Below are 16,334 nucleotides of genomic sequence, written 5' to 3'. Positions count from 1 at the left end.
ATATGGACGTCCCCACCTACTCCCCACGCGAGATCGTATCGGAGCTCGACCGTTTCATCGTCGGGCAGTCCGACGCCAAGCGCGCGGTGGCGATCGCGCTGCGCAACCGTTGGCGGCGCCAGCAGCTGCCGGAAGGCATGCGCGAGGAAGTTGTTCCCAAGAACATCCTGATGATCGGTCCCACCGGCTGCGGTAAGACCGAGATCGCGCGCCGGCTGGCAAAGCTGGCGCAGGCACCATTCCTGAAGGTCGAGGCCACGAAATTCACCGAGGTCGGCTATGTTGGCCGCGACGTGGAAAGCATCGTCCGCGACCTGGTGGATGCCAGCCTGAACCTGCTGCGCGACGCCAGCCGCAAGCAGGTCCAGGCTGCCGCCGAGACCGCTACCGAGGAGCGACTGCTGGACGCGCTGGTCGGCGCCGAGGCAGCGGCCGACACACGCAACAAGTTCCGCCGCATGCTGCACAATGGCGAGTTCGAGCAGAAGGAGATCGAAGTCGCGGTCACCGATCCGGGTACCAACCCGATCGGCCAGCTGGATATCCCCGGCATGCCGCCTGGGCAGGTGATCAACCTGTCGGAAATGATGAAGGGCATGATGGGCGGCCGTCCCCCGCAGAAGCGGCGCATGACCGTCGAGTCCGCTCGACGCGTCCTGGAAGCCGAGGAAGCCGACCGGCTGCTGGACAACGAACAGCTCACGCGCGACGCGGTCGCGCATGCCGAGAACAACGGCATCGTCTTCCTGGATGAGATCGACAAGATCTGCGCCCGCAGCTCCGAGGGAGGGTTCCGCGGCGGTGATGTGTCGCGCGAAGGCGTGCAGCGTGACCTGCTGCCGTTGATCGAAGGTACCACGGTCAACACCAAGTACGGCCTGGTGAAGACAGACCATATCCTGTTTATCGCCTCGGGAGCCTTCCATCTGGCGAAGCCGGCGGACCTGCTGCCGGAGCTGCAGGGTCGGTTGCCGATCCGCGTCGAGCTCGCACCGCTGAGCCGCGACGACCTGCGGCGTATCCTGGTCGAACCGGAGCACTCGTTGCTGAAGCAGTACGCGGCGCTGATGAAGACCGAGAATGTCGACCTCGTCTTCGACGATAGCGCTGTCGATGCCTTGGCCCGGCTCGCCGCCGACATCAATGAGCGGATCGAGAACATCGGCGCTCGGCGCCTTCACACGGTGCTGGAGCGACTGCTGGAGGAGATCAGCTTCACTGCGACAGATCGGTCCGGCGAAGCGATCACGGTTGATGCGGCTTATGTGAATGATCGGGTAGCGCCACTGGCGCAGAAGGGCGACCTGAGCCGATTCATCCTGTAGCGGCAGCCTTCCCGGCGGTGCGCCGCGCCCGACCGACGCGACGCACCGTTTCGTGATGCCGATCACGAATTTGGCATTGCCCGCGACCTTGCGCCTTCCCCCGGGTTACGACATGCACACGACATGGTGATGCCGCGTGCCCCCGGCGAGACAGGTCAGACCATGCGACGAGGCTGGCGCGGGCGAGTTGCCTTGATTGCGGATTGGGTTTGATGCTCAGCCGGGACGAACGGGCGGCCATGGCGCGTGACCTAGCGGCTTCCACGGAGGCCACCATCGCGGGTCGTACCGCGCGTCCACGTGATCTGGGCGCCGAGAACCGAGCTTTTCTGGCGCTGATGGATGAACTCGCGCAGCGTCCCGAAACGGTTCTGCAGGCACTCTGTCAGGTTGTCGTCGATTTTTGCCATGCGGGTTCGGCCGGCATCAGCCTGATTGCCGGCGATGAGGGTGCCGAACATTTCTTTTGGCCGGCGGTTGCCGGTGCCTGGGCGGCCTATGTCGGAGGCACCATGCCGCGCGACGCGAGCCCATGCGGGATTGTGGTGGAAACCGGTCAATCGCTTCTTTTTCCCGGTTCCCACCCGTTCTTTGCGCCATTCTCGGATGCGGAATTTCCGATAGTCGAAGTTCTGCTGGCACCTTTTTCCCTGGACGGCAGGCCGGTCGGCACCGTCTGGGCGATCTGTCACTCGGCCGAACAGGTCTTTGACCGGGAAGACCAGCGCTTCCTTTGCAATATCTCTCATTTCGCCGCCGCGGCGTATCAGGCGGTGCGTGGCGCGGACGCGCGGCGTCAGGTGCAGGAGCGGCTGAATCTCGCTTTATCGAATGCGGAAATTATCGGCCTGTGGGACTGGGACGTCCGGCGGGATCGGATCGTCGTCGATCAGCGATTTGCACGCATGTTCGGCGTAACGCCGGATCAGGCAACCAGCGGCACCTCTATCCGTGCCTTCCTGGACGGCGTCCACCCCGAGGACCGGTCCCGGTTGAAGCAGGAAATCGCCGCCGCATTGCGAACTGGCTTGCCGCTGTCCACCGAATATCGATTGCTTTCGCCGGATGGCGCGGTGTGCGACGTCGTTGCCCGCGGCCAATGTCAGCGCTCGCCGACCGGTGAACCGCTGCGCTTTCCTGGGGTTGTCGTCGATGTCACGGAACAGCGCCGGGCCGAACGGGCCTTGGCCGAACTGAATGCGGAGCTGGAGCAGCGGGTGGAGGAACGGACCCGCGAGTTGATGGTGGCAGAGGAGTCGATCCGGCAGCTTCAGAAGATGGAAGCGATCGGTCAACTGACCGGCGGCATCGCCCACGACTTCAACAATCTGCTGACCGGCATTTCCGGTTCCCTGGACTTGATTCGGCGGCGCCTGGCCGCCGGGCGCAGCGACGATCTGGATCGGTTCATCGACGCCGCCATCAATTCCGCACAGCGAGCGGCCGCGCTGACCCACCGGCTGCTGGCATTCGCTCGGCGGCAGTCGCTGGACATCACATCGCAGGACATCAATACACTGATCAGCGGCATGGCCGACTTGCTGAACCGCGCTCTAGGCGAAACGATCGAGGTGACGACGGAGCTGGACCCGGCACTTTGGCCGGCGCTGACCGACGCCAACCAGTTTGAGAGCGCGCTATTGAACCTGGCCATCAACGCGCGCGATGCGATGCCAGGTGGTGGCCGCCTGGCGATCGAGACACGGAACCGCCACCTGTCGGCGGCACAGACGGCTGCACAGGAACTGGCGCCGGGGGATTATGTCCTGATCGCGGTACGGGACAATGGTGAAGGCATGTCCCCGGACATCCTGTCCAAGGCGTTCGATCCATTCTTCACCACGAAGCCGATCGGCGCCGGAACCGGCCTGGGCCTTTCGATGATCTATGGCTTCGCGCGGCAATCAGGCGGCCACGTGGAGATTGAAAGCCGTGTCGGCGTCGGCACAACGGTGACGCTGTATCTGCCGCGCGCAGCCTACGACGCAGCGAATAGCGAACCTTGCATCGAGAAGGCGCCACCGGAAGGCCGGGGTGAAACGGTTCTCGTGGTGGAGGACGAACCGGCGGTGCGGCTGCTGATCGGCGAAGTCCTGCGCGATCTGGGCTACCAGAAGCTGGAGGTACAGGACGCCGCGACCGCCTTTCCCATCCTGGACTCGGAAAGGCCGATCGACCTGCTGATCACCGATGTGGGCCTGCCGTTGGTGGACGGCCGCCAGCTCGCCGAAATCGCACGGGAAAAGCGGCCCGGTTTGAAGATCCTGTTCGTTACCGGCTATGCGGAGAAAGCCGCCCAGCGGAACCAGTTCCTTGAACCGGGCATGGAAATGATGGCGAAGCCCTTCGCTCTTGAGGCGTTGGCGACCAAGGTGCGGGAACTGCTGACCGGTTAGTAGGTCAGATCGACTCACCAGGATCAGACGCAACAGAGCGAGGTTGAGCCCGTGACCCTGACGACCAGTTCCGTGGCCGGGCCACTACTCCGCCGCCGCCACCGATTGTGTCTCGGGACGCGCATGGGAGACGATCTGGACAAACGTCTCCTTCAGACGCTTCAGTTCCTCCTCCGTCAGATCCTCAAGGCACATCATGCGGTCTCGTGCATCGGAGCTGGAATGGATCAGCTCATCGAGCTTGAGCTGAATCGCCGCGGTATCCCGATTCTGCGTATTCTGAATCACGAAGACCATCAGGAACGTAACGATGGTCGTTCCGGTATTGATGATAAGCTGCCATGTATCGGAATAATGAAACATCGGGCCGGTCGTGGCCCAGATGACGATTGCGAGGAGGGCAATCATGAAAGCGACCGGGCGCCCGCACATTTCCGCGAACCAGTGAGCCGCGCGCGAAAACAATGTCGACATGATCATCCCCGTGAGTACAAGCTACGGTCCACAGATAGGGTGACGAGGATCAAATTAATCTGCCGACCTCGTGTCCGGTATCACAACAGTGCGTGAGGGAAACCGCCCCTCATTCCATCTCCGGATCCAGTGAGTCTGCCACCGCCTGCTTCGCCGCCGGCGACAGCAAGATCATGGCCAGAATGAAAGCGGACAGCAGCAGGCATACGCCGTTGGAAACCAGCAGCGGCCAGGCCCCGAGCATCAGCCCGTAGACCAACCAGAGCGAGAAACCGCAAACGGTGATCGCATAGGTCCCGGCCGACAGGTCCCTGGTGTCCCGCGTCTTGATGACACGCCACGCCTGCGGGGCAAAGCTGACAGTGGAAGCAATGGTGGCCAATCCGCCGGTGATTGAAGCGAGCTGCAAGTTGCCCCCCAAACGAGACGTCATCGTGGCAGATACCCCAGCGGGGTGATGTGCATGTTGGATGCGGAGCCTGCGTTTCCCAGTCACGGTTTCCTGCGTGTCTGGTCGTTCCCCGATCCGCGAGAAGCTGCCATGCGTGGTTTTCTGCCGCTTGCAAGGCGGATTGCCGCGTGCTCCAACGCCGCGGATCAAGCGCCGGAGCTCATCATGACCGAATCTCTGCCTGATCCCGCCGACACCCCGGAGAAGATCCTGATCCTGGACTTCGGCAGCCAAGTCACGCAGCTGATTGCGCGCCGGCTGCGCGAATCCGGCGTATATTGTGAGATCTGGCCGTTCAATGCTGCCTTCGAGCGGATTGCAGCCTGGGCGCCCCGCGGCGTCATCCTGTCCGGCGGTCCGGCCTCGGTGCACGAGGCTGCCGCGCCGCTGGCTCCGGCCGGCGTGTTCGAGATGGGCGTGCCGATCCTGGGAATCTGCTACGGCGAACAATTGTTGTGCCAACAGTTGGGCGGCGCGGTTGAGGCGCACAGCCATCGGGAGTTCGGGCGCGCCTATGTCGACGTGGTGGATGACTGCGCGCTGTTCCGGGGCGTCTGGGCGAAGGGCAGCCACGAACAGGTCTGGATGAGTCATGGCGACCGCGTGACCCGCCTGCCCCGTGGTTTTCGCGTGGTGGGTACCAGCGAGGGCGCCCCCTTCGCCGCCATCGCGGACGACTCGCGGCGCTTCTATGGCGTGCAGTTCCATCCCGAGGTGGTACACACACCGCACGGCGCCGCTCTGCTGCGCAATTTTTCCCACGATGTCGTCGGCCTCAGCGGCTCCTGGAGCATGGCCGGTTTCCGCACCACCGAGGTCGCTCGGATCCGCGCCCAGGTCGGCGGCGGCCGCGTGATCTGCGGGTTGTCGGGCGGGGTGGATTCCTCGGTCGCGGCAGTGCTGATCCATGAAGCGATCGGCGATCAGCTCACCTGCATCTTCGTCGATCACGGGCTGCTGCGGCAGAACGAGGCGCAGGAGGTGGTGGAGACGTTCCGGGACCGCTTCAACATCAAGCTGGTGCATCGTGACGCCTCGGACCTGTTTCTTGCAGCGCTGGACGGCGTGACCGATCCGGAAGTGAAGCGGAAGACGATCGGCCGGCTGTTCATCGAGGTGTTCGAGGAAGAAGCGACGGCGATTGGCGGGGCGGATTACCTGGCGCAGGGAACATTGTATCCCGACGTGATCGAAAGTGTCAGCTTCACAGGCGGTCCGTCGGTGACAATCAAGTCGCATCACAATGTCGGCGGCCTGCCGGCACGGATGCGGATGCAGCTGGTCGAGCCGCTGCGAGAGCTATTCAAGGACGAGGTCCGCGCACTGGGCCGTGAGCTTGGCATTCCCGAAACGATCGTCGGCCGGCATCCCTTCCCCGGCCCAGGCCTGGCGATTCGCATTCCCGGCGCGGTGACGCGGGAGAAGGCGGACCTGCTGCGCAAGGTGGATGCGATCTACCTGGAAGAGATCCGCAGCGCCGGCCTGTATGACGCGATCTGGCAGGCATTTGCCGTTCTTCTGCCGGTGCGGACGGTGGGCGTGATGGGCGACGGCCGGACGTATGACATGGCCTGTGCGCTACGGGCTGTGACCAGCACGGACGGGATGACAGCGGATGTGTATCCGTTCGATGTCGGCTTCCTGACACGGGTGGCCGGGCGGATCGTGAATGAGGTGCGGGGGATCAACCGGGTGACATATGACGTTACGTCGAAGCCGCCGGGGACCATCGAGTGGGAGTGATTCAGGCCCATCCGGGACTATCCTGCAGTGTCTCGAAGACCCCCATAACACGCTGATAAACAAAATAGAATCACTCAGAGGTGTTCGAGGACTATCGGCCGGCAGAGATCGCCGCTGACGGACCCTCCGACGGTCCGCCTTCCCATTGCGAAATCGTTTTCGTCCGATACCGTCAGGGTCTGAGTGGCCTCTGACGGTCTTTTTTTCGACCTAAGATACTGTAAGAAAAAGTGATTTTGTCGCGAGGACGCCCGAAAATGGCCTGACGGTCTTTTTCGAGGAGGCAACCCAAATGCTGACGGATGCAGCCTTTAAACACCTGAAACCAAAAGACAAAATTTACAAGGTGACGGACCGGGACGGCATGTATGTGCTCGTGAAACCCTCGGGGACCCTCACTTTTCGGCTGGATTACCGGATGAACGGGCGGCGCGAGACCGTCACGTTCGGAAAGTACGGCCCGGCTGGGCTGTCGCTCGCCCGGGCGCGGGAGCTGTGCATCGACGCCAAGCGGGCGATCAGCGAGGGACGATCACCGGCGATCGAGAAGCAGCGGGAGAAGCGCCGGCTCCTGGAAGCGAAGAGCTTCGGCGAGTTCGGCGAGAAGTGGCTGACCACGGCGCCGACCATGGCGGACAGCACGCGGGCGATGCGCCGGTCGATCTTTGAGCGAGAGCTGCTGCCGAAGTGGCGCACCAGGCTGCTGACCGAGATCACGCCGGATGACCTCCGGGCTCTTTGCGGCGCGATCGTCGAACGCGGCGCGCCGGCGACGGCGATCCATGTCCGCGACATCGTCAAGCAGATCTACGGCTTCGCCATCCTTCACGGTGAGAAGGTCGCCAATCCCGCCGACGATGTGGGGCCATCTTCGATCGCGACCTTCGTACCGAAGGACCGGTCGCTCTCGCCGACCGAAATCAGGATCATGCTCAAGCTGATCGAAAAGGTGGCAACGCTTCCGACAATCCGGCTTGGCATGCGCCTCTATCTGGAGACCATGGTGCGCAAGAGCGAGCTGCAGGACGCGACATGGAATGAGGTCGATTTCGAGAACGCTGTCTGGACGATCCCGAAAGAGCGGATGAAGCGTTCGAAGGCGCACAACGTTTATCTGTCGCGCCAGACCCTCGACATCATGATCGCGCTGAAGACCTGCGCAGGGAATTCGCGATACCTGTTGCCGTCGCGGTACGACGCGGATGCGCCGATGTCGCGCGCGACGTTCAACCGGGTAACCTACTCGGTTGTTGAACTGGCGAAGAAGGAAGGCCTGCCACTCGAGCCATTCACGGTTCATGATCTCCGAAGGACGGGATCCACACTGCTCAACGAGCTGGGTTTCAATAGCGACTGGATCGAGAAGTGTCTTGCCCACGAGGATGGTCGTTCGTCACGCGGCGTCTATAACAAGGCGGAGTACGAAGTTCAGCGTCGCCACATGATGCAGGAGTGGTCGGATATCATCGACGCCTGGGTCGCTGGGAAGAAGCGCGTCCCGGTACTCATCCCGCCTTCGATGCCGCTGCTTGAGCCAGACCCGGCGCTTGAACCGGGCGTGAGCGCCGTTGTCTGACGTCAGGAGGCTGCGCGCGCGCTATTGGGGCTGATCGGCGGGAAGCCAGCCAAGCTTCGACCTCCGCCAGATCCCAGACGACACAGCGGGGCGAGAGGGCGAAGCGTCGCGGAAATTCTCCGCGCTGTTCCATCTCATAGATGGTGCTATCGGCAAGGGGCACCATTTCGCGCAACTGCTGTCGACGGATGGTTCGTTTAATTGGCGTACCTTCTCCGTAAGTCATTCATCATCTCCTTAGCTGCCGTTCCCAAGGAAATGAGCGCGATAGGTCTCGAAAAGGAAGGGCAGAAGTTGTGGAGTCGAAAAACTGGATGGCATGGCGTGGAAATAGAAGTCATGGCGAAACCGTCTTCAGGCAGATGTCGTATTGAATGCACGTGACTTTTCGGGCAACAAACATGAGAGGGGGCATTGGGGGACAGCAAGATGTGCCCGATTTGTGATCATCATCACGCATCTTCACGGTGCGTGTGTTTGAATGATTTTCAAGCGCACCGGATCATTACCGTCACGTCCGCTTAGCTCCGCGAGCTGAACAAAGCTGCGAATGTTGAATCGCCGATCGCCCTTCAAACCTCTGCCGAAGCCCTCCAGCGGATTCGCAAGTGTGATCGCGACCGTACGAGCGCGGCTGTGCAAGCACTTAATTCGCGCCGCACGAGCCTTCTATGTGGTGGTCAATTTGCGATATGTTGCGCTCGGATCGTGGAAACGCAATGGCCGGCGCATGTTGACGCCGACGCTTCACCGCTCTGGCGAGGCTCAGAAATCGGCGGAGCGCGGGATTATCATTCCGTGGACACCAAACCGCGTTGAATGGCAATTCGCTGGCGTCTAACGGCCGGTAGACAATGCCGGCGCCGGGCACCGCGGTCGTGGCCTCGCTGGTCAGCGTCAACCCACGGCCAAGCGCCACCATTTGCAGTAGTGTGTCGCGAAAGACAGCTTGGCGCTCGATGGTTGGGCGATATCCTAAGTCTGATAGGTGTTTGAGCAGATAGTCGTGTATTTCTGGGCCCGGCTCTGTTTCGCTGACGATAAAGGCTTGGCCGCGCAGCTCATCCCAGGAAATCGCGTCGCGTTCTGCCAATTCGTGACGTTGTGGAAGCACGACGAAAACCCGTTCGCTCCACAAATGCTCCGCGTCACAATTCAAAAAGGGTGGATGTCCCACAACAAACGCTACGTCGATATGGTGCCGGCGGACAGCCATCACGTGCATAGCAGAGATGCCGTCCACCAAGTCCAGTCGTACCCCCGGTTCGACCTCATGATGCGTGTTGAAAAGGTCGGCAAGAAAACCTGAGGCAAGCGAAGAATAGATGCCGACCTTCACTGCACCGCACTCTCCCCGTCCCATCGTGCCAGCATCGGTCGTCGCGTAGCGAATTTGGTTTAGCGCGGCGCGCACTTGGCATATGAACCTCTCTCCAGCCTGGGTTAGGTGGACGCCGCCATGATGCCGAACAAATAGGGAGACGCCAATCTCGTCCTCAAGATCGCGGATGCGCCGACTAAGCGCCGACTCTTGAATCCCAATCACCCGTGCGGCGCAGCGAAAACTCCCATAGTCGGCCGCTGCAAGAGCGTATCTGAGATGGCGTAGCTCCATGCTGTGGTTCACCCGCAGTGCTCATTGCCACAGTTCTACGTCGGGGCTCCAAAGATTCTTGGCGTGCCCAACCCAACCATCATCGCAGAAATCAATGTTCTATTCCGAAAGGGCTCAACCCGGTGGTGTCAGCACTCGCGCGGCATCGTACTCTTGTGGAAGCATGCACCGAAGGACATAATTGGTCGATAAATGTGCTAATGAAGGGCATGATGCTGGACTTGTGGCGACTTCGCTGCTTTGTGGCCGTAGGTGAATTGGAACATGTCGGCTCAGCGGCAGAGCGCCTCCACATCTCGCCGTCTCCGCTGAGCCGTCAGATCCGGCAGCTAGAGGAGGAGCTCGGCCTCGAACTCTTCGATCGAGTGGGTAAGCGACTCCAGCTGACCACCGCAGGTCGCGATTTCCTCGGTCGGGCTCGACGACTACTGGAGAGCGCTGAAACCGTAGAGCGTGAAGGCAAGCGCCTTGCATCGCCGAACGCTGGGCCCGTTGCTGTAGGCTATATTCAAGAAGCGATCCTGAATGGGATGATACCAAGGGTAGTTAAGCGTCTCGGCCCAAATAGTGGTATCAGTCTCCTGATCAATCAGATGCGGACAGTAGAGCAACTAAGAGCGCTCGAAGCCTCAAAGATAGATATTGGGATTTTGAGCAGCCCTCCAACTGAAAGGCATTTTGAGTGCCGCCTTCTATCAAGAGAGCCGTATTCCGCAGTGTTTTCCTCCGAGCACCGATTGGCCCGCGTCCAACGATTGAAGCTAGAGCATTTAAGGGACGAAGTGTGGGTCGGACCGCCACTTGAGGTCTGGCAGACGCTTAGCGACTTGCTTTCCAGCCGCGGCGCCGCCAGCGTCACCGCTCACGCGACATTTGATATAGCAGCCAGCTTTGCAATGGTCCGTGAAGGAATAGGCTACACAATAGTTCAATCTAATATGTCAAACTGGGATGTGGCCGGATTGGTGTTCCGACAGCTTCCGCGGTCGTGGCTTAATCTTGAATTGCATGCGGTGTGGAGACGCGATGCGCTTAATGGAGCCGGTAGACGGGTTCTTGAACAATTCAGTCGGGACTCCGGAGTAGAATAGATCACTAGGGCTCGACAGGCGAGAATGGAGAATCCTCGTTGGGCGTACGTGTCCCCTCTAAGCATGCAAGCAGGGGATCGCAAATTGACATGATCCCACTTTCAACAGAATCTGGATAGTCAAGTCCCGCAGAACGCGCGACGTCTTTCGCAATCCGGCTATAAAGCGCCACAGTCGCTTTGAAGGCCCTGCTCGAGTCTAAAACGTCAAAACGTCCAAACACCTGCTGCAGCTCATCCCACGTCGCTTTGTCGACCCACTGCTTCATCTGTGTCCCGATGTGCCACACATCGACAGGGCGCGATGACGCGGCATGCCATTCGAGCATCTGAAGCAACAGGGCTTTCATCGTCTGATCACGCTGTTTAACCAACCATAGTTCGTCACGAATAAGGTACTTCGGGATGTGGGCCGCTTCGAACCAGAACTCTTGCACGGATGCGCGAAAGGCATCGTTCGAGGGCAATGTTCGGGTCGGAGCGTGTCCGCTCGGTGGTGGCAAATCATTTGTCAGGCCTGCCTTATCTAGCAGGACCTTATAGCCGCGCTCATACAGCGGCTCGAGCTTTTGATGGTTCGCCATTTCACATAGGCGGGCGGACCCGGCGAGCGTGTAGTCGACTTTCGTGCCCCCCGAATAAATCGCAAGGCGAGTTGCCCAATGTTGTTCGGGAGAAGGATCCAGAGGCAATACAGTAACCAACTGTCCGATCTCACCCAGCCATCCGAAGTCGGACATAAGCAAAGTGGGATCATCAATGATGATTTCGATATCAATATCGGACAGAGCGTCGGCGAGTTGGTCAGCTCTTGCGAGCGAGCCAGTAAGTATAAGAGCCTGAATCGCGCTATTATCCTGGGCCCATAAGATGATCTTCTGCAAGATTACGTCGCGCTCCGCTGCAGCAGCGGAGGCATTCTTGGTCAACTTCATAGTTGCCACCTACTCGTTATCGGTTCGGCACAGATACACCGGGTCTAAGGATGCCGTTGGGTGATTGTGCGAGGGATCGCTGATTTCGTCTTATGTTGTGCCAAGAACGGACATATCCTCCGGCTATTTGGGGGCCGCCCTCAGCACCGCCCCATTCCCGTCCTCTCTCTCGCGATCTGCTGTTCATTTGGAGTAGATCATCACTCTTACTCTCTCTCATCGTTTTGTCCCGGTGCGCTCTCTGGTTCACTTAGGTTGCGCCGGCCTGGAGTAAACCTTCGTTATCCACGAGATCGAGCCCTCTGACGCACCTTCGAGAATCCTCTGTCGGTCGCGATGAACCGCTCCAACATCGGCACGATGAGCTTAATCGGATCTGCAATGGGAACGCCCTGTTCTGTCCCGAGGGCGTCGGCATAGGCTTTGAGATCGCGATGAAGCTGCGCGGGAAGCTCGATGGCCACCTTGACCGGTTTGTCGTCCACAATCGGCCCGAGCTTGAGCCTCACCATTCTGATCCTCCATACTGTTCGAGCACAAGATCGCGGGTGACGATCACCCGCACTGGGAAGCCGGGCCGGATGGTCAGCGTCGGGGCGACGTTGAGCTGTCGTCGGATGATCTCCTGACCCGCATCGTTGATCGTGTCCTGGCCGCCATTGCGGATCGCGCGCAGCAGTCGGTCGTCGTCGTCGATCGCCAACTCGGCGCCGACGCTGAGGAGCGTTGAGAGGCCCGCAGCCTTGGCGACGTCCCACCAGTGATAGTCAACGCCATCCTCGAGGCCGGCATAGCCGGCCGCGTCGGCCCCCGGCTGGCGCTCGAGGACGATCGAGCGGCCGTTGGGGAAGATCAAACGGTTCCACACCAGCAACACTCTGCGTTGGCCGAACTGCACGGCATTGTCGTACTGGCCGATGATCCGCGTGCCTTGCGGAACCAGGAGAATGCGGCCGGTCGGGCTATCGTAGATGTTCTCGGTCACCTGAGCCGTGATCTGTCCGGGAAGATCGGAGCGAATGCCGGTGATCAAGGCGGCTGGGATCACCGCCCCGGCTTGCAGCACGTAGGGCGACGCCGGCGGCATCACGCGATCCGGAGCGACGGTGCGGCGATCGGCAGCGGCGTTGAGGAATGCGAGCTGCCGATCCTGTGCGCGCTCTTGTGCCGTTGGCATGTTGAGCTGCCCGGGGACCCCGAGGCCGGTCAGGCTCGCGTTGGGGGTGGCACCGCCAGGTGCAGGCGACGCGGCCAGCGTCCGTGCTTCGGTCTGGAAGAAGACGCGGCTGGTGCGCGCGGCTTCCTGCTCGGCGAGGCGACGCTGCTCCGCTGCATCTACGGTCGGCTGGACGGCAGGTGGCACGACTGGCTGTCCGCGATGCTGTGCGCTCACGATGGGACGGCCGAGATCGCCTGGCAGCGGCGGGCCAAGCCGTGGGCCGGAATAGTCACGTGGCAGGCCGGCGAGTCCGTCGGCCGTGGGCCGGTTGGTGGTGGAATAGAGTTCCTCGTTCCGAGGTCCAGCATTGCGGGTTTGCAGCGCGTAGATGAGGGCGCCGCCGAGACCGATCGATGCGACAAGGCCAATCCCTGCCAGCGCTTTGTGGGACAGCCGGGTGACACGGGGCGGATCGCCGCGCAGCCGCATGGGTGCTACGGCATCGGTTGGGCCTCGATCGGCCTCGGCATCGGGGCCAGGAACGTCAGAGTTGGTCATCACGATGGCCTCCCGTCGCTGCGCGAGATCCTGACCTTCTGCTGGCGGTCGCCGCTACCGAGGCGAAGCTCGGCGGCGCCGAAGAGGCGATCGACGATCAGGATGTTTTGATAAATGCGGCTGTTGGCGATCTGGAGCTCGCCTTCCGAGCCGATGACGAAAAGCGGTGGCATCTCGCCCTGCACGATGCCGCGCGGGAATTCGATATAGACCCGCCGTCCGTCGTCATAGACCGCTATCGGCCGCCAAGGCGGATTGTCGCCGCTCAGAGCGTAGCGATAGTTGCGCGCGGTGGCGGCGGGGATGACCGGCGTCGCCGGTAGCCCCGCACGCTGCGAAGCGGGAAGTTGCGGATAGGCCCACGCCACCGCCGGCATGTACGGGTTGGCGCCGGCCCGCAGCTCGAGCATGTAGATGCGGCGGTCGGTGGTAATGACCAGGTTGGTCGTGATCTCGGCGCGTGTCGGCTTTACCAGCACATGCACGCGGCGCGTGACGCCCGACCCGCTCTCGGTGTCGCCGATGATCCAGCGGGCGGTGTCGCCGGCGGCGATCGGGCCGGCGCCGGTCAGGCTCTCGCCGGGCTCGAGCGCGATATCCGTGATCTGGCCCGGCGAGGTATAGACTTGGTAGAGCGCGCCTTCCGACCACGGGTAAATCTGAATGGCATTGTAGTAGCCCTCGCGGCGCGGCTCGACGCGGGCGGCGGAGTTAGCATTCGCCACCCGAGCGGTCGGAGAACTGGCGGCCGTGCCACCGTGACTAGGTGACCAGGCCGGCGGGATGTGCAGCGGCCGCGGCCGGTCGTCCACGACTGCCGCCGGAACGGCCGGCAACGGCGGGACATCGGCATCATAGCTTATCTGCGGCGGCCTCTGCGTGGCGCACGCGCTCAGCAGCGTCGCCGACAGGAGCGCGGCAGGGATTGCGGACTTGCGGAATGCCGCGTTTGCGGCGCGGACGGTCTGTCGATTCATTTACCCCAGCTCCCGCGACCAGTTGATCGCATTGACGTAGATGCCGAGCGGATTGGCGCGCAGCCGCTCCGCGTCACGCGGCGGCTGCACGACGATGGTGAGGATGGCGGTCCAGCGCTCGGTCGATGCGAGTTGGCCGTTCTCGTAACGACGCTCGCTCCACGCCACGCGGAAGCTGTCGGGCGAGGCTCGAATGACGCTCGATACGTCGACCGCGACCTGCTGCTTGCCGACCTTCGTGAAGGGGTCGTTGGCGCGCGCGTAGTCGTTCAGAGCCGCGGCGCCACGGTCGGTCGTGAAGTCGTAGGCGCGCAGCCAGTTCTGCCGGACCACGATCGGATCGGCCGGGATTGAGCGGACCTGCTCGATGAAGCGCGCGAGGTGGAAGGCGATTTGGGGATCGGTCGGGCGATAGTCGGCAACGGCGGGCGCGACGGCTTGGGCCTGACCCAAATTGTCGACCTGGACCACCCACGGCACGATGGTGCCCCGCGCCGATTGCCACACGAGTGCGCCGGCGAAAGCGGCCGACAACGCCAGCGAGCCGAAGGCCATCAGTCGCCAGTTCTTCGCCTGCACGCGCGCCGAGCCGATGCGTTCGTCCCAGATCTGTGCGGCGCGCTGATAGGGCGTCTCGGGCTCGGGTGTCTTGCCGTAATGCGTGGAGGGTCGCTTGAACATCACTGGTCTCGCTGGGAAAGGTTGACGGAGCTGCCGCCGCCGTGGCTGTCACCGGCGCGGATCGCGTGCGCGGTAGCCATGACGCCGTGATTGAGTTGCTGCGAACGCTTCATGCGGCGGGCCCAGGCGGGCGCACCTTCTGTCGCCGCGCTGGCGCTCCCGGCGGAGTTACCGCCGCCGATCGTGCCCATCGTTGACGTGCCTCCAGTCGCCTCGAAGGCGGCACGACCACCTGCGGAGAAGCTCTCCTTCATGCTGTCTGCGGCACGGCTCGCGGCCCGGCGAAGCGGCGAAGTGGCTGCGCCGCCTGCGGCACGCGCGATGCCGCCAAGCCCCGACGCGACCCCAGCCGCGCCCGACTGTCCGGCGGCTCCCAGGCTGTAGGCCGTGGCGGCACCGCCCGCGAGCGTAGCCCCGCCGCGTGCCGCGGCAGCGGTGCCCGAGATCGCGGCCGCGCCACCGCGCAAGGCGAGTCCGCCGGCCGCACCTGCGGCAACCATCGCTCCGCCCGCGGCGAGGCCAGTACCGACCGCCGCGCCAGCACTGAGCTGCGGGCCGCCGCTGACCAGGCCATTGGCAATTGCGGGCCCGAAGATCCCGAGGCCGAGTAGCGAGAGCGCGGCCAGGACGATCGCCATTGCATCGTCGATTGTCGGGCTGGCGCCGCCGAAGCCGCTCGTGAACTCGGAGAACAGCGTGGAGCCGATGCCGATAATGACGGCGAGCACCAGCACCTTGATGCCAGAGCTGATCACGTTGCCGAGCACGCGCTCGGCCATGAACGCGCTCTGTCCGAACAGCCCGAACGGGATGAGAACGAAGCTTGCCAGCGTCGACAATTTGAATTCGATGAGCGTGACGAAGAGCTGGACCGCGAGGATGAAGAAAGCGAGCAGGACGAGCGCCCAGGCCAGGAAAACGCAGGCGATCTGGATGAAGTTCTCGAAGAACGACCAGTAGCCCATGAGGCCGCTGATCGAATCGAGGAGGGGGCGGCCGGCATCGAGGCCGGTCTGCGCAACCTTGCCAGGGCGCAAAAGATCGGCGGTCGTGAAGCCTGTCCCGCTCGCCTTCAGGCCGAGGCCGGCGAAGGACTCGAATACGATCCGTGCGAGGTTGTTCCAGTTGCCGATAAGGTAAGCGAACACGCCGACGAACAGCGTCTTCTTGACCAGGCGGGCGAGGATGTCGTCGTCGGCGCCCCAACTCCAGAAGAGCGCGGCAAGCGTCACGTCGATCACGATCAGCGTGGTCGCAACGAACGCGACTTCCCCGCCGAGCAATCCGAAGCCACTGTCGATGTAGCGGGTGAAGACTTCGAGGAAATGGTCGATGACGCCCGTGCCGCCCATGA

15 protein-coding genes and 1 pseudogene are annotated in these 16,334 nt (G+C 62.2%); 6 read left to right on the top strand and 10 right to left on the bottom strand.

Annotated elements, in window-relative coordinates; all coding sequences use genetic code 11:
• Positions 1–2 precede the first annotated feature (2 nt).
• The 3 genes and pseudogenes from hslU (at position 3) to VHC04_RS08540 (ending at position 3,721) form a co-directional block, all read left to right on the top strand.
• Positions 3–1,325 carry an ATP-dependent protease ATPase subunit HslU gene (gene hslU / locus VHC04_RS08550; protein ID WP_325680044.1) on the top strand — a complete coding sequence of 441 codons (1,323 nt, stop codon included), beginning with the start codon at positions 3–5 and terminating at the stop codon, positions 1,323–1,325.
• A gap of 212 nt (positions 1,326–1,537) precedes the next feature.
• Positions 1,538–2,029: pseudogene (locus VHC04_RS23045) on the top strand (GAF domain-containing protein); the annotation flags it as partial.
• A 69-nt stretch (positions 2,030–2,098) separates the two neighbouring features.
• Positions 2,099–3,721 (top strand): ATP-binding protein, encoded by a 1,623-nt coding sequence (locus tag VHC04_RS08540; protein WP_325680040.1) that lies wholly within the window; start codon positions 2,099–2,101, stop codon positions 3,719–3,721.
• An 84-nt stretch (positions 3,722–3,805) separates the two neighbouring features.
• Here VHC04_RS08540 and VHC04_RS08535 read toward each other — a convergent pair whose 3' ends face one another.
• Together VHC04_RS08535 and VHC04_RS08530 are read right to left on the bottom strand one after the other, a co-directional pair.
• Positions 3,806–4,195, bottom strand: a complete 390-nt coding sequence (locus VHC04_RS08535; RefSeq protein ID WP_325680038.1) for a low affinity iron permease family protein — start codon at positions 4,193–4,195, stop codon at positions 3,806–3,808.
• A gap of 109 nt (positions 4,196–4,304) precedes the next feature.
• Positions 4,305–4,796 carry a SemiSWEET family sugar transporter gene (locus tag VHC04_RS08530; RefSeq protein WP_325680036.1) on the bottom strand — a complete coding sequence of 164 codons (492 nt, stop codon included), beginning with the start codon at positions 4,794–4,796 and terminating at the stop codon, positions 4,305–4,307.
• 15 nt (positions 4,797–4,811) lie between these two features.
• On the opposite strand from VHC04_RS08530, the gene guaA reads away from it, so the two are divergent.
• Complete coding sequence (gene guaA / locus VHC04_RS08525) at positions 4,812–6,389, top strand: glutamine-hydrolyzing GMP synthase (RefSeq protein WP_325680034.1); 1,578 nt, start codon at positions 4,812–4,814, stop codon at positions 6,387–6,389.
• A gap of 292 nt (positions 6,390–6,681) precedes the next feature.
• Positions 6,682–7,965, top strand: coding sequence for a tyrosine-type recombinase/integrase (locus VHC04_RS08520; protein WP_325680032.1), 1,284 nt, complete (start codon positions 6,682–6,684; stop codon positions 7,963–7,965).
• Here VHC04_RS08520 and VHC04_RS08515 read toward each other — a convergent pair.
• Together VHC04_RS08515 and VHC04_RS08510 are read right to left on the bottom strand one after the other, a co-directional pair.
• A complete protein-coding gene (locus VHC04_RS08515) occupies positions 7,895–8,191 on the bottom strand; it encodes a helix-turn-helix transcriptional regulator (RefSeq protein WP_325680030.1) in 297 nt (98 codons plus the stop codon). The two genes, VHC04_RS08520 and VHC04_RS08515, sit on opposite strands and share 71 nt — an antisense overlap.
• Positions 8,192–8,611: 420 nt before the next feature.
• Entirely contained in the window at positions 8,612–9,592 is a 981-nt protein-coding gene (locus VHC04_RS08510; RefSeq protein ID WP_325680028.1) for a LysR family transcriptional regulator, read from the bottom strand.
• A gap of 200 nt (positions 9,593–9,792) precedes the next feature.
• On the opposite strand from VHC04_RS08510, the gene VHC04_RS08505 reads away from it, so the two are divergent.
• Positions 9,793–10,671, top strand: a complete 879-nt coding sequence (locus VHC04_RS08505) for a LysR family transcriptional regulator (RefSeq protein ID WP_325680026.1) — start codon at positions 9,793–9,795, stop codon at positions 10,669–10,671.
• Between the two features lie 4 nt (positions 10,672–10,675).
• Here VHC04_RS08505 and VHC04_RS08500 read toward each other — a convergent pair whose 3' ends face one another.
• The 6 genes from VHC04_RS08500 to trbL form a co-directional block, all read right to left on the bottom strand.
• Entirely contained in the window at positions 10,676–11,605 is a 930-nt protein-coding gene (locus VHC04_RS08500; RefSeq protein ID WP_325680024.1) for an aminoglycoside 6-adenylyltransferase, read from the bottom strand.
• A 281-nt stretch (positions 11,606–11,886) separates the two neighbouring features.
• The gene (locus tag VHC04_RS08495; protein ID WP_325680022.1) at positions 11,887–12,117 is read right to left on the bottom strand and encodes a DUF2274 domain-containing protein; all 231 of its coding nucleotides are present in this window, start codon (positions 12,115–12,117) and stop codon (positions 11,887–11,889) included.
• On the bottom strand, positions 12,111–13,322 hold the full coding sequence (locus tag VHC04_RS08490; RefSeq protein ID WP_408903797.1) for a TrbI/VirB10 family protein: 1,212 nt from the start codon (positions 13,320–13,322) through the stop codon (positions 12,111–12,113). Before VHC04_RS08490 ends, VHC04_RS08495 begins: the two co-directional genes overlap by 7 nt.
• Positions 13,322–14,299, bottom strand: a complete 978-nt coding sequence (gene trbG, locus VHC04_RS08485) for a P-type conjugative transfer protein TrbG (protein WP_325680020.1) — start codon at positions 14,297–14,299, stop codon at positions 13,322–13,324. The genes VHC04_RS08490 and trbG overlap by 1 nt, the downstream gene beginning before the upstream one ends.
• Positions 14,300–14,980, bottom strand: coding sequence for a conjugal transfer protein TrbF (gene trbF / locus VHC04_RS08480; protein ID WP_325680018.1), 681 nt, complete (start codon positions 14,978–14,980; stop codon positions 14,300–14,302).
• Positions 14,980–16,332, bottom strand: a complete 1,353-nt coding sequence (trbL, locus tag VHC04_RS08475) for a P-type conjugative transfer protein TrbL (protein WP_325680016.1) — start codon at positions 16,330–16,332, stop codon at positions 14,980–14,982. The genes trbF and trbL overlap by 1 nt, the downstream gene beginning before the upstream one ends.
• Positions 16,333–16,334 lie beyond the last annotated feature (2 nt).

This window comes from Rhodopila sp. (assembly GCF_035548095.1).
In the GTDB taxonomy this organism is placed as follows: domain Bacteria; phylum Pseudomonadota; class Alphaproteobacteria; order Acetobacterales; family Acetobacteraceae; genus Rhodopila.
This window is presented reverse-complemented; position numbering and strand designations above follow the sequence as displayed.